The sequence below is a fragment of the Kribbella sp. CWNU-51 genome (genome assembly GCF_054073265.1).
This window is the reverse complement of sequence record NZ_JBSXMZ010000039.1, coordinates 117,816-130,652: the sequence shown is the minus strand read 5'-3', so window position 1 is coordinate 130,652 and position 12,837 is coordinate 117,816. Positions and strand designations below refer to the sequence as shown.

15 protein-coding genes are annotated in these 12,837 nt (G+C 68.5%); 8 read left to right on the top strand and 7 right to left on the bottom strand.

The genetic code is table 11. From position 1 onward, the window contains the following. Positions 1-1,257, top strand: a complete 1,257-nt coding sequence (locus ACXC9Q_RS31975; RefSeq protein ID WP_457060390.1) for a hypothetical protein — start codon at positions 1-3, stop codon at positions 1,255-1,257. A 1-nt stretch (position 1,258) separates the two neighbouring features. Here ACXC9Q_RS31975 and ACXC9Q_RS31970 read toward each other — a convergent pair whose 3' ends face one another. Beyond that, a complete protein-coding gene (locus ACXC9Q_RS31970) occupies positions 1,259-1,864 on the bottom strand; it encodes an anti-sigma factor family protein (protein WP_457060389.1) in 606 nt (201 codons plus the stop codon). Continuing rightward, positions 1,861-2,364 (bottom strand): sigma-70 family RNA polymerase sigma factor, encoded by a 504-nt coding sequence (locus ACXC9Q_RS31965; protein ID WP_329475147.1) that lies wholly within the window; start codon positions 2,362-2,364, stop codon positions 1,861-1,863. Before ACXC9Q_RS31965 ends, ACXC9Q_RS31970 begins: the two co-directional genes overlap by 4 nt. Positions 2,365-2,454: 90 nt before the next feature. Here ACXC9Q_RS31965 and ACXC9Q_RS31960 point away from each other — a divergent pair, with 90 nt between their 5' ends. Then, a complete protein-coding gene (locus tag ACXC9Q_RS31960) occupies positions 2,455-2,961 on the top strand; it encodes a hypothetical protein (protein ID WP_457060388.1) in 507 nt (168 codons plus the stop codon). A gap of 134 nt (positions 2,962-3,095) precedes the next feature. On the opposite strand, the gene ACXC9Q_RS31955 is transcribed toward ACXC9Q_RS31960, so the two are convergent. The 3 genes from ACXC9Q_RS31955 to ACXC9Q_RS31945 are packed head-to-tail and all read right to left on the bottom strand — an operon-like array spanning position 3,096 to position 4,177. Further along, a complete protein-coding gene (locus tag ACXC9Q_RS31955; RefSeq protein WP_457060387.1) occupies positions 3,096-3,278 on the bottom strand; it encodes a phosphodiester glycosidase family protein in 183 nt (60 codons plus the stop codon). Between the two features lie 15 nt (positions 3,279-3,293). Then, positions 3,294-3,695: a nitroreductase/quinone reductase family protein gene (locus tag ACXC9Q_RS31950; protein WP_457060386.1), complete on the bottom strand. Its 402-nt coding sequence runs from the start codon at positions 3,693-3,695 to the stop codon at positions 3,294-3,296. Between the two features lie 53 nt (positions 3,696-3,748). Further along, complete coding sequence (locus ACXC9Q_RS31945; RefSeq protein WP_457060385.1) at positions 3,749-4,177, bottom strand: PPOX class F420-dependent oxidoreductase; 429 nt, start codon at positions 4,175-4,177, stop codon at positions 3,749-3,751. Positions 4,178-4,249: 72 nt separating this feature from the next. Here ACXC9Q_RS31945 and ACXC9Q_RS31940 point away from each other — a divergent pair, with 72 nt between their 5' ends. Beyond that, positions 4,250-4,777, top strand: a complete 528-nt coding sequence (locus ACXC9Q_RS31940) for a MarR family winged helix-turn-helix transcriptional regulator (RefSeq protein WP_457060384.1) — start codon at positions 4,250-4,252, stop codon at positions 4,775-4,777. Positions 4,778-4,862: 85 nt separating this feature from the next. Then, positions 4,863-5,789 carry an AEC family transporter gene (locus ACXC9Q_RS31935; protein ID WP_457060383.1) on the top strand — a complete coding sequence of 309 codons (927 nt, stop codon included), beginning with the start codon at positions 4,863-4,865 and terminating at the stop codon, positions 5,787-5,789. Position 5,790: 1 nt separating this feature from the next. On the opposite strand, the gene ACXC9Q_RS31930 is transcribed toward ACXC9Q_RS31935, so the two are convergent. Together ACXC9Q_RS31930 and valS are read right to left on the bottom strand one after the other, a co-directional pair. Continuing rightward, entirely contained in the window at positions 5,791-6,681 is an 891-nt protein-coding gene (locus tag ACXC9Q_RS31930) for a hypothetical protein (RefSeq protein ID WP_457060382.1), read from the bottom strand. A gap of 208 nt (positions 6,682-6,889) precedes the next feature. After that, positions 6,890-9,445: a valine--tRNA ligase gene (valS, locus tag ACXC9Q_RS31925; RefSeq protein WP_457060381.1), complete on the bottom strand. Its 2,556-nt coding sequence runs from the start codon at positions 9,443-9,445 to the stop codon at positions 6,890-6,892. Between the two features lie 74 nt (positions 9,446-9,519). Here valS and ACXC9Q_RS31920 point away from each other — a divergent pair, with 74 nt between their 5' ends. The 4 genes from ACXC9Q_RS31920 (at position 9,520) to mreB (ending at position 12,831) form a co-directional block, all read left to right on the top strand. Beyond that, positions 9,520-10,881: a bifunctional folylpolyglutamate synthase/dihydrofolate synthase gene (locus ACXC9Q_RS31920; RefSeq protein ID WP_457060380.1), complete on the top strand. Its 1,362-nt coding sequence runs from the start codon at positions 9,520-9,522 to the stop codon at positions 10,879-10,881. After that, positions 10,878-11,213 carry a DUF4233 domain-containing protein gene (locus ACXC9Q_RS31915; RefSeq protein WP_329475160.1) on the top strand — a complete coding sequence of 112 codons (336 nt, stop codon included), beginning with the start codon at positions 10,878-10,880 and terminating at the stop codon, positions 11,211-11,213. Before ACXC9Q_RS31920 ends, ACXC9Q_RS31915 begins: the two co-directional genes overlap by 4 nt. A gap of 38 nt (positions 11,214-11,251) precedes the next feature. Further along, positions 11,252-11,662 (top strand): nucleoside-diphosphate kinase, encoded by a 411-nt coding sequence (gene ndk, locus ACXC9Q_RS31910; RefSeq protein WP_457060378.1) that lies wholly within the window; start codon positions 11,252-11,254, stop codon positions 11,660-11,662. Between the two features lie 140 nt (positions 11,663-11,802). After that, positions 11,803-12,831, top strand: coding sequence for a rod shape-determining protein MreB (mreB, locus tag ACXC9Q_RS31905; protein ID WP_442914065.1), 1,029 nt, complete (start codon positions 11,803-11,805; stop codon positions 12,829-12,831). Positions 12,832-12,837: the final 6 nt, after the last annotated feature.

Here is a 12,837-nt window from a genome sequence, read left to right as displayed (position 1 = left end):
ATGGTGAAGAAGACACTGGCCATCACTGCGCTGGCTGCAACCACGCTCACGTTCACTGCCACCACGGCGGACGCCCACATCGCCACACCGACCTGGGCGACCGCCAACAGTGTGGCCACCGGCGACCAGGACGCTCCGTCGGTTGCGACCAACCGCAATGGTTATGTGGCGGTGGCGTGGGAGGACGACCGCGACACCGACAACGCGACCGACAACGTGCACAGCGAGATCTTCCTTCGCGTGTTCCACAACGGGACGTCGCTGTACGAGGTCAAGCTGTCGGCCGGAGGCAGTAGTGGTGTGACCAACTGGCGTCACCTGCACCCCGACGTCGGACTGGATGACAAAGGCAACGCGGTCGTGGTGTGGCAGGACGACCCGGACGGCAACGGCTTCTACAACATCCCGTACCGCGTCGTGAACACCGCCGGCACGGTGACTGCATCCGGCAACGCCAACAGCAGCACCGATGGTCAGCAGATCAACCCCCGCGTCGCTGTCGACCCGGATGGTGCGCCGAGCACTGCTGCGGTCGCGTTCACCGTGGTGTGGGAGGACATCCAGACCGGTGCGCAGGCCATGGTCAAGGCGGCCGGGTACGCCGGGCCGACGACCCGGGCTTGGGAAGTCACCGCATCGCAGACGACCGGACAGCATCACAACCCGGACGTGGCCGTGTCGGCGTCCGGTGACGCGGTCGTGGTGTGGGACGAGGACGGTGACGCCAATGCGGCGTACAACATCGGGCTGATCCGGCTGGGCCGGACCAACGGTGCGGCCACCCTGTCGCGCCGGATCGCGAACTTCAACGGCGGTGGCCAACAGACGCACGCTGCCGTGGCGGCCAACTTCAACGGCGACTTCGCGGTCGCGTGGGAGTCGGACCACACCGGTACGGCGGGGGTGTGGACACGCTCCTTCGACTCCACCGGTGCCGCTCGGTACGCCGATGTCGAAGTGGCGGCCGGCGGCAAGGCGCCGTCGGTCGGTATCGATGACCAGTCTCAGTCGGTCGTCGGCTGGACCATCCAGGCCGCCGACCTCGACGTCTGGGTCCGCGGTTTCGGTACAGACGGTACGGACACCGGACGGCTGTCGTCCCAGCAGCTCAGCTCGGTCACGGCTGGCCGCCAGGAGCAGATGGCGGTTGCGGTCTCGCCGTACGCCGAAGTGGCTGTCGCGTACACCGACGACAACGACGGCAACACCTACGACCAGGTCATCCTGGGCACTGGAATCTCCAACAACAGTTGGTGAATCACCGCGTCGCCGGGGACACCGTGCTCAGCACGGCGTCCCCGGCCGTGACCACCTCGAGCCGGTCGATGTCGTGCAGCGGGATCGATGTACTGGCCGGCACATCAGCCCGGTAGTTGGTCGGGGCCGCCCACCAGCCGGCCGTCTCGATGGTCCCGTCGCGGCCGTGCACGATCAGCATGCAGTGTTCACCGGGCTTGAGGTCGGTCATCCGGAGTTCGATATCGGTGCCCCAGCCATGACTGGTCAGCTCGGCCGTGGTGTCGATGCCGCCGGCGCCGTTCGTCGCCGTCCAGGTCGTCGAGTCCGGGTGGTCGATCGCCTGCCACCCGAGCGCACCGCCGACGATCACGGCGGCTGCGGCCGCCAGCAGCCACCTGCGACGGACCGGCCGCTTCCGCAGTTGCAGTGGTGGCGGCTCCGGCTCGTGCGACTCGATGTCCTCGACAGGTACGACGTGCAGCAGTCCGGGCAACTGGGCGAACTGGAGGAGGGCCCCGCGACAAGCGGCGCACGTCTCGAGGTGCTGCTCGGTGGTACGGCGTTCCGCCGCATCGAGTGCACCTAGGACGTAGGCACCCATCGTGATGGTCTCCGGGCACGTCATGGGCCGGTCACTCCTCGCTCCTCCAGAGCAGCGCGCAACGCGTGCAGCGCGTAGTAGCTCCTCGACTTCACCGTCCCGGGCGGAACCCCGAGGACGACGGCCGCCTCGGCGACGGTGCGCCGCCGGTAGAACAGTTCGATGATCACCTGCCGGTGGTCGTGGCTGAGGCCGTGCAGGACCTCGACGACTTGCCAGACCTGCAGCACGCGGTCGATGTCGTCACCGAGCGCCGGGAACTCGCGGTCCTCGATCGGTACCTCGGTGACCCGGGCGACGCGTTTGCGCTGCCCGGAGATGACCAGGTTGCGCGCGACCGTGAACAGCCAGCGGCCGGCCCGCTCAGGATCCAGGTCGGCCGAGTGCTTCCACGCCCGCGTCATCGTCTCCTGCACGATGTCCTCGGCGTACTGGCGATCCCCGCCCACCGAACGCAGGACGTAGCCGAACAACGGACGCCGGTACCTGTCGTACAGCGCGCGGATCACCGTGTCGTCATCCACACCCGACAGATACGCGGAAAAGCGGTCAAGGGTTCAACTGAACCTCGCGGCCCTGGATCGCGTACTTGTCCGGGAGAGGAGTGACCTCGGATGAAATCTGGAAAATTGTTGCTTGGAGCAATAGTCGGACTCGCGACGCTGACCGCGTGCGGTGGTGGCGGCGCGAACCAGTCGGCGGGGAGCGCGCCGGCCGCCGCGAGCGGAGCCGTCTCCGTGAAGCAGGTGGACGGTGTCGGCCAGACCCTGGTCGACTCGGCGGGCAAGACGCTCTACTTCGCCGACCAGGAGGCCGGCGGCACGATCAAATGTACGGCGGGCTGCTTGAGCTTCTGGATGCCGGCAGCCGGATCCGCTGATGCGGCGAAGGCGATGCCCGGACTCGGAGTGGTCAAGCGGTCCGACACCGGGAACGACCAGCTCACCTTCCAGGGCAAGCCGCTGTACACGTTCAAGCTGGACACCGCGGCCGGACAAGGCAAGGGAAACAACGTCCAGGACGCGTTCGCCGGGACCGCCTTCACCTGGCACGCCGCGATTACCACGGCCACAGCGCCGACACAGGCGCCCTCATCCACGGGCGGAGGCTACGGCTACTAACGGAGAGACAGCGCGGGGATGCTGGCCGGGGCGGTGGTGGCGGGACCTTTGCCCGCCCAGCACCGCACCCGGCCGTCACGAAGAGGACGGTCGTCCACAGCGAGCCGTAGTCGCACCCCTTCAACGTGCTGGTGTTACCGGCCGGGGACGAAGACGATCGCGTCGCCGACGGCGCGTTCGGCGCCACCGGTGCCGCTCGGGTGGTTGACCACCGTGCCGTCCTGCAGCGCCATCGCGGTGGAGCCGCCGCCGTCATGCCGACCATCGTCCGGTCCGGTGGTGGAATCTTTCCACTCCAGCCTCTGACTGGGCAGCATCTGACAGGTTACGGTTCAGTGCCTCGGCGACAGGCGGATGACCGGTAGCTCGCGGTCGGTCTTCACCTGGTACTGCGCGAACCTTGGTGCGGCGGTCGTGATCTGCTCCCACGCTTCCGCGCGCTCCGGTCCGTGCAACTGTTCCGCGCGTACGTCCACGGTCTTGCCATCGACGTCGATCCGGACCTGGTCGGGGTGGGCGGCGAGGTTGTAGTACCAGTCAGGGTTGCCTGGTGCGCCGGCCGCGGAGGCCACCACCAGCCAGCTCCCGTCGGTCCCGGGGAACCAGCCGACCGGCGTCGTCCGCTCGCGACCGCTCTTGCGGCCGACTGTGATCAGCGCCATCGCGTTGAAGCCCAGGAACTTGGCCCCGCGGCGACGGGCGCGCCGGGCCATCAGGCGGTTCATCCAGCTCATGATGCGCCCCTTCGGCTGGCGGGCGCCGCGCGTACCTGGTTGGGTGTCGAAGCTCATCGGCCGTTCACCGCCTGGGCCGCGTGGACGGTGCGGGTGGTGGTGACGCGGTTGTCGTGCGTGAACGGCTTGCCTTCGAGGTTGAAGCTCCACGACACGGTCGGCGTGATGCGCAGGTAGGCGCCGGGGCCGAAGCGGCCTTCGCGTTCGACGAGTTCGGCGTCGCCGTAGATGCGCAGGTAGCGCGGGACCCACGGGGTGACCGACGCCAGGTCGTCCAGGATGACCGCGACCTTGGTGTTCCCGTCCCGGACATTGCGGAACTTCCGGGTCCTGACGGGGTCCATGCCGCCGATGAACAGGTGCGTCCCGTCGTACTCGAACCCGACCGGTACGGCGTCCGGCTGGCCGTCGCTGGAGACGGTCGCGATCCGGGCCAGCCGTTGGGATCGCAGGTAGGCGAGCTCCTCGTCGCTGAAAGACATCGCTTCTCCTCGATAGTTAACGCCACGTACTGTACGCAATGTTAACTGTACATGCCATGTACCTTAGTGGATGTGAGTGAGACGGAGACGCCCGCCGGTCGGATGCGGGCTCGCGCCGCGGGGAACCCGCGCCCGGCTGCGCCGCTGCTGCACGCGGTCGACCTGGATGCGGACCGGATGGATGCCGCCGCGGGGCTGCTGCAGCTCACGGGCGTGGTGCAGGGCATCTACGCGAGCCTCTCCGAACGGCACGACCTGACGCCGGTCCAGGCCAGGTTGCTCTGCGTCCTGCTCGCTGGTCCGAAGGGAATGGCCGAGCTCGCGCAGTGCTTCGGCGTCGAGAAGGCGGCGCTGACCGGCTTGATGGACAGGGCCGAGAAGCGTGGGCTGGCCGAGCGTTCGCGGGTTCCAGGCGACCGGCGGGCCGTTCAGGTGACGCTCACCGACGCCGGCCACCGTGCGGCGACGGCCTTCCATGCCGACGTCAGCGACGCACTGAACCAGCTGCTCGAGCCACTCGGGGCTCCCGACCGTGAACACTTCCGCGCGACCATGGCCGGCATCATCGCCACGTGCCGGTCCACGCACGGTCCGTGCTGAGCGTCCAACCGGTGAAACCGGCCCCGGGTTCGGGGTGAACCGTTCCTATACGATCCAGCCGTGCCGAAGCCGTTGAGCGCCTGAAGTGTCCGCCGTCGTCGGTGCCTTCGTTGCGCTGGTCTCGGTGGCCGTGCTCGGGTACGTCGTCGGGCTGACCGGCGTACTGCGGGCTCAGGACGAGCTGGTGCTGTCCCGGCTGGCGTTCTTCGTGGCGACGCCGGCGCTGCTGTTCACGACCGTCGCCAGGGCGGACCTGCATTCGATCTTCTCGGTCGTCCTCGTGACCAACGTGGCCAGTCTGTTCGTGGTCCAGGTGATCTTCCTGCTGGTGGCCGCGCTGATCTGGCGCCGGACGAGAGCCGAGGCGACGATCGGCGTACTCGCGTCGTCGTACGTGAACGCGGGCAACCTCGGCGTACCGGTGGCGGCGTACGTGCTCGGGGTGGGCGCGGTGGTCGCGCCGATCCTGTTGTTCCAGTTGCTGGTGATGGCGCCGATCGCGTTCGCCGTACTCGATGGTGATCGGCAGGGGACCGGCCGGCGGGTGTCGTTGCGGACTGTGGTGGCCCGTCCGTTCCGCAATCCGCTGACTGTTGCTTCGCTGCTCGGGCTGCTCTGCGCCGCGCTGGGCGTGCACCTCCCGACCCTTGTGATGCGCCCGATCGACCTCATCGCCGCGGCGGCCGTGCCCGTCGCTCTGGTGGCCTACGGGCTCAGCTTGAGCGCCGGCACCAAGGACTCGATCACGCTGCAGCGGGACGTCGTACTGGCCGTGCTTCTGAAGACCATGGTGCAGCCGCTTGCGGCGTACGCCGTTGGGCGCTGGGTGCTCGACCTCCACGGCGCGGCCCTGCTGGCGCCGACCTTGCTTGCCGCGTTACCGACTGCGCAGAACGTCTATGTGTACGCCGTTCACTACCGCAGCAGCCGCACGCTCGCACGGAGTGTGGTCCTGTTGAGCACGCTGCTGTCCATCCCCATCATGATCGCCATCGCAGGAGTGCTGGGCTGACTCACTTCATCGCGCCGAAGGCTTCCTCGGCTACTGGGGCGACCTGATCCACGGCGACGCCATCGTTGGCGGACTGGGCGATGACAGTCAGGGTGTTCGAGCCGCGGTAGCACTGGGTGGGGAGGTTGCCGGTGGATTCGACGCAGGTGGAGTCGCCGACCTTCTTGACCTTGTCCGGGGTCGCGCCGGAATCCGCGACGGTCTTGTTGATGTCGACCTTGCCGCGGAGCGCGATCACCACGAACATCCGGTTGCCGTCGATGGTCCCGTACGCCTCGACCGTCGCCTGCTTCCCGTCGTTGATCCGGCTCAACGCCTGCCGGGTCTGATCCAGCTGCAACTGGTCGCGGATCTCCTGGTCGGTGATCCGGTCCAGCCCCGCGAGCTTCGCCGGCGGGATGATCCCACGCGCCGTGTTCAGCCGGTTGAGCGGCCCCAGGCCCCACACGTACCCCAGCAAGGCCAGCACGGTGATCGCCACCAGCGCGACACCGACCGTCAGCCAAGGCCCGCGCAGCCGAATCCGCTGCCACCACTTCTTCTTCACCCCGGAATCCGAAGCGTCGGTTGCTGGAGTCCGCTGCCACCACTTCTTCTTCGCGGTCGCGGTCGCGGTCGCAGTCGAGGTGCCGGTGGTCGCCGAGGCCGCCCTTGATGCTGCGTTCCCGGCGGCAGGCTCGGCTGGTGCCGCCTCGTCCGCGGCCTTTCCGGACGCGCCCACCGGCGCCAGCTCCGTCGTGGTCTCCGCGGCTGTCGCGGTGGTGTCATCCGCCGGAGTTGCGGTCGTGTCGTCCGCGGGCTTCGCGTCCGTTGTGGTCTTGTCCGCGGGTTCGGGGGCGGGGGTGGCTGGAGCCTCAGGGGTTGGGCGGGCCGGGGTGTTGGGGTCGCTCATGGGGCTGGCTCCTCGGACGTGCGGTCGCGCGGTTCGGACCCGATGGTTCCACATCGAGACAATCCGCTCCGTAGCGTAGTCGTTCGGTTCGCGGTCTTCGGCCCTGGCTCCTCGGGAGCAGGGGTCTAGTCCAGCATCTCTCGTGGCGCCGAACGGCCGATGCCCGCCTCCCCGGAGGGGGGCGGGCACCGGGTGAAAACGGGGGCGCTCAGAGGGCGGCGACGACCTTGATCGCGTCGGTGCCGTCCGGGTGCCAGATGATCTCGCCGGTGATCCGGCCGGCCGCCCGCAGGTCGGGCTCGGCCCGCTCGGCCAGCGTCAGCCGGGCGGCAGGCCCGGTGACCTCGACCTTGCTGACCTCGGTCTTCATCGAGACCTGCGCCTCCGACTTGGCGCCGCGGATCCCCGCGAGCACCTCGGAGACCGCATCCAGGACCTCGGGCTCCTGATCGGCGACCGCGAGGTCGGCGTCCGGCGTCGGCCACGAAGCCACGTGGATCGAGCCTTCCTGCCACCACGACCACACCTCTTCGGTCGCGAACGGCAGGTACGGCGCGAGCAGCCGCAACTGAACCGACAACGCAACGGCCAGTGCCGCCTTCGCCGACGCCGCGGCCGCCTCACCCTGACCGCCGTACGCGCGCTCCTTCACCAGCTCGACGTAGTCGTCGCAGAAGGTCCAGAAGAACCGCTCGCTCACCTCGAGCGCGCCGGTGTAGTCGTAGCGCTCGAAGGCGGCCGTCGCGTCGGCGACCACCGACCGCAGGCGCTGCAGCATCGCCAGGTCCACCGGCTCGGTGACGGCGGCTGTGTCGACAATGTTGGGGTCCACCGGCGTCGCCCCGAACCCGAGGACGAACTTCGACGCGTTCAGGACCTTGATCGCCAGCCGGCGTCCGACCTTCATCTGCGACTCGTCGAACGGCGAGTCCAGCCCCGGCCGGGCCATCGCGGCCCGCCAGCGGACCGCGTCCGAGCCGAACTTCTCCAGGATCTCCGACGGGACGATCGCGTTGCCCTTCGACTTGGACATCTTCTTGCGGTCCGGGTCGACGACGAAGCCGGAGATCATCGAGCGTGCCCACGGCAGCGAGCCGTTCTCGAAGTGGGCGCGGACGATCCGGGAGAACAGCCAGGTGCGGATGATCTCGTGGGCGTGCGTGTTCAGGTCCATCGGGAAGGTGCGGGCGAACAGGTCGTTGTCCCGCTCCCAGCCGCAGACGATGTGCGGGGTGAGCGACGAGGTCGCCCAGGTGTCCATCACATCGGGGTCGGCCTCGAAGCCACCCGGCTTGCCGCGCAGGGCCTCGTCGTACCCGCGCGGGGCCTGCGAGGTCGGGTCGATCGGCAGCTCGGCCTCGCTCGGCAGCAGCGGGTGGTCGTAGTCCGGCTCGCCGTCCTGATCCAGCGGATACCAGACCGGGAACGGGACGCCGAAGAAGCGCTGCCGGGAGACCAGCCAGTCGCCGTTCAGCCCCTCGACCCAGTTCAGGTAGCGGTGCCGCATGTGCTCCGGGACCCAGGCCAGCTCGTTGCCCCGGTCGATGAACTCCTGCTTGAGATGGGGGTCCCGGCCGCCGTTGGTGATGTACCACTGGCGGGTCGAGACGATCTCGAGCGGCTTGTCGCCGTTCTCGTAGAAGTTCGTCATCCGCTTGGTCGGCGTCGGCTCGCCGTCCAGGTCACCGCTCTCGCGCAGCTTGGCGACGATCAGCTCGCGCGCGCTGAACACGGTCTTTCCCGCGAGTTCGGCGTACAGCTCGGAGCCCTCCAGCCACGGCGGGGTCTCGCGCAGCAGCCGGCCGTCACGGCCGATGACCGTGCGGACCGGGAGCTGGAGCTCGCGCCACCACTGGACGTCGGTGAGGTCACCGAACGTGCAGCACATCGCGATGCCGGCGCCCTTGTCCATCTCGGCGGCCTCGTGGGCCAGGACCGGGACCTCGACGCCGAAGAGCGGCGTCCGGACCGTCGTGCCGAACAGGTGCTTGTAGCGGTCGTCGTCCGGGTGCGCGATCAGCGCGACACAGGCCGGGATCAGCTCGGGCCGAGTCGTCTCGATGTAGATCGGCCCCTCGGCGCCGTGGAACGCGATCCGGTGGTAAGCACCGGCGTACTCCCTGGCCTCGAGCTCGGCCTGGGCGACCGCGGTCTGGAACGTGACGTCCCACATCGTCGGCGCCTCGGCCAGATACGCCTCGCCGCGGGCGAAGTTGCGCAGGAAGGCCCGCTGCGACGTACGCCGGGAGTCCTCGGAGATCGTGGTGTAGAGGTACGACCAGTCGACGCTCAGGCCGACCTGCCGCCACATCGCCTCGAAGGCCTGCTCGTCGATGTGGGTCAGCTCGCCGCACAGGTCGACGAAGTTCTGCCGGGAGATCGGCAGCTGCCGCTTCGGGTCCGGCTTCGCCGGCGGGGTGAAGTCGGGGTCGTATGGCAGCGAGGGGTCGCACCGGACGCCGTAGTAGTTCTGGACCCGGCGCTCGGTGGGCAGGCCGTTGTCGTCCCAGCCGATCGGGTAGAAGACCTTCTTGCCGCGCATCCGCTGGAAGCGGGCGACCAGATCGGTGTGGGTGTAGCTGAAGATGTGGCCGACGTGCAGCGACCCGGAGACCGTCGGCGGGGGCGTATCGATGGAGTACACATCGGCGCGCTCGGCGGTGCGGTCGAAGGCGTAGGTCTGCTGCTCCTTCCATACGGCAGCCCACTTCTCCTCGAGACCTTCGAGGCTGGGCTTGTCTGGAACGCGGGACGTCAGGCTCATGCGCACAATCGTAGTGGTTGTCAAGGGGTGCTTCCGACCGGTTATCCACAGCGCTCACTAGACTCGGTGTTCTGATGAGCGACCTTTCCTACGCCGACGTGTCGGCACGGCTCCAGCAAAGATGGCCGGAGCACAAGATCGAGCCCACGCTGGACCGGATCCAACGGCTGGTCGAGCTGCTCGGCGACCCGCAGAAGGCCTACCCCGTGGTGCATCTGACCGGGACCAACGGCAAGACCTCGACCGCGCGGATGATCGACACCCTGCTCCGCGAGGCGGGCCTGCGCACCGGCCGGTTCACCAGCCCGCACCTGCAGTCGGTCCGGGAGCGGATCACCCTGGACGGCGAACCGATCAGCGAGCAACTCTTCGTCGACGCGTACGCCGAGATCGCGCCGTACCTGGACGTGGTCGACGCCGAGCAGGAGCATCCGCTGTCGTTCTTCGAGGTGATGACCGCGATGGCGTTCGCCGTCTTCGCGGACGCCCCGGTCGACGTGGCCGTCATCGAGGTCGGCCTCGGCGGCACCTGGGACTCCACCAACGTCGCCGACGGGACCGTCTCGGTGATCACCCCGGTCGCGGTCGACCACGCGCACATCCTCGGCGCGGATCCGGTCACCATCGCCCGGGACAAGGCCGGCATCATCAAGCCCGGCGGTACGACGGTGATGTCGCAGCAGAGCCTGGACGTCTTCGAGGTGCTGCTGGCCAAAGCCGCCGAGGTCGGTTCGCAGGTCGCCCGCGAAGGGATCGAGTTCGGGGTCACCGGCCGCTCGGTCGCGGTCGGCGGCCAGCTGATCGACATCAAAGGCCTGGGCGGAGAGTACGACGAGATCTACGTCCCCCTGCACGGTGAGTACCAGGCGCACAATGCCGCTACCGCGGTCGCTGCCGTCGAAGCCTTGCTGGGCGCCGGCCCGCAGGCTGAAGGCCGCGTCACCACCGAACTGCTCCAGGCCGGCTTCGCCCAGGTCACCAGCCCGGGCCGGATGGAGGTCGTCCGGACCAGCCCGACGATCATCGTCGACGCCGCGCACAACCCGCACGGCGCCGAGGCGACCGCGGCCACGGTCTCCGAGGCGTTCGCGTTCCAGCCGCTGATCGGCGTCCTCGGCTGCATGAAGGACAAGGACGTGTACGGCGTTCTGGAGGCGTTCGAGCCGATCATGGAGACGGTCGTGTGCACCCGGAACAGCTTCGTCGAACGCTCGATGCCGGCCGAGGAGCTGGGAGAGCTGGCGATGGAGATCTTCGGTGAGGACCGGGTGCTGGTCCGGCCGCATCTGATCGACGCGATCGACGACGCGATCCGGCTGGCCGAGGAGAACGCGATCGCCATGGGGACCGGCGGCGTACTGATCACCGGATCCGTCATCACCGCCGGCGAAGCGCGCACCCTGCTGGTCCGCAAGCCGAAGCAGGCCGAGCAATGAGGTCGCTCGCCTCGATCGTGCTCGGTTTCGAGGCGTTGCTGCTCGCCCTGGTCACACCGGTGATGATCTCGGTCGCCGACGTCCGGCCCGGAGTGGCGGTGCCGGTCTGCATCGGGCTCGCCGTACTGGCGATCATCGCCGCCGGTCTGCTGCGCTTCCAGCTGGGCTACATCCTCGGGTCGGTGGTCCAGGTCGGCGCGGTCGGCCTCGGCTTCGTCGTACCGGTGATGTTCGTGCTCGGGCTCGCCTTTGCGGGCTTCTGGGTGGCCGCCATCGTCCTCGGCCGCCGCATCGAGGAAGCCAAGAAGGCACAGGAAGCACAGAGCGGTTAGGCTCGGCGCCCCGACCTACTTCGAGAAAGAGTTGACAGATGTCGCAGCGCACCCTGGTCCTGCTGAAGCCCGACACGGTCCGCCGTGGCCTGGTGGGCGAGGTGCTGGGCCGGTTCGAGGCCAAGGGGCTCCGGATCGTCGCGATGGACCAGCGCACGATCGACGCTGAGCTGGCCGACCAGCACTACGCCGAGCACGTCGAGAAGGCGTTCTACCCGCCGCTGCGCGACTTCGTCATCAGCGGCCCGCTGGTCGCTCTGGTCCTCGAAGGAGACGAGGCGATCGAGGTGGTTCGCGCGCTGAACGGCGCCACCGACGGCCGCAAGGCCGCCCCCGGCACCATCCGCGGCGACCTCTCGCTGTCCAACCGCGAGAACCTCGTGCACGGCTCCGACTCCGAGGAATCGGCCGCCCGAGAGATCAAGATCTGGTTTCCCGACCTCCCATGATCTAAGGGGTCCGCGGCCCGCTGGGGACTGCTGGTGAAGAAACGGATACGATACGTGCCTGGGCGGACGGGTCGTGTCGGTCCATGGGCTGGGCGCGGGCGGCGCTTAGCCTGATCGGGGACCGAGTGGGAGGTGCCGCGGTGGCGAACAGCATGCTCGGCCGCGACATGGCGGTCGATCTCGGGACGGCGAACACACTCGTCTACGTCCGCGGTCGGGGCGTCGTACTGAACGAGCCCTCGGTGGTGGCCACCCGGACCGACGAGCCGCGCGAGGCGGTCGCGTTCGGGCACGAGGCGAAGAAGATGATCGGCCGGACGCCCGGCAACATCACCGCGATCCGCCCGCTGAAGGACGGCGTGATCGCCGACTTCGACGCCGCCGAGCAGATGCTGCGCTACTTCATCCAGCGGGTGCACCGGCGCCGGTACTTCGCCAAGCCGCGGATCGTGGTCTGCGTGCCGTCCGGGATCACCGCGGTCGAACAGCGCGCGGTCCGCGACGCCGGATACATGGCCGGGGCCCGCAAGGTCTACATCATCGAGGAGCCGATGGCCGCCGCGCTCGGCTCCAACCTCGAGGTCCGCGACGCCACCGGCAACATGGTGGTCGACATCGGCGGCGGTACGACGGAGGTCGCGGTCATCTCGTTCGGCGGCATCGTCACCAGTCAGTCGATCCGGGTGGCCGGCGACGCCATCGACAAGGCAGTCGTGAACTACTGCAAGAAGGAGTACTCGCTGATGCTCGGCGAGGCGACCTCCGAGCAGATCAAGATGACGATCGGGTCGGCGTTCCCGACCACCGACGGGCCGGACAGCGAGATCCGCGGCCGGGACATGGTGTCCGGCCTGCCGCGGACCGTGAAGGTCTCGTCGTCGAACATCCGGCAGGCGATCGAGGAGCCGATCACCGCGATCGTCGACGCGGTCAAGGCCACCCTGGACAAGACCCCGCCGGAGCTGGCCGGCGACATCGTCGACCGCGGCATCGTGCTGACCGGCGGCGGCGCGCTCCTGAAGGGTATGGACGAGCGGCTGCGGCACGAGACCGGCATCCCGATCCACGTCGCCGAGAACCCGCTGGACGCCGTCGTTCTGGGGGCCGGCAAGTGCGTCGACAACATCGAGACCCTGAACCGCATTCTGGTAACTGACAACCGGCGCTGAGGTTCC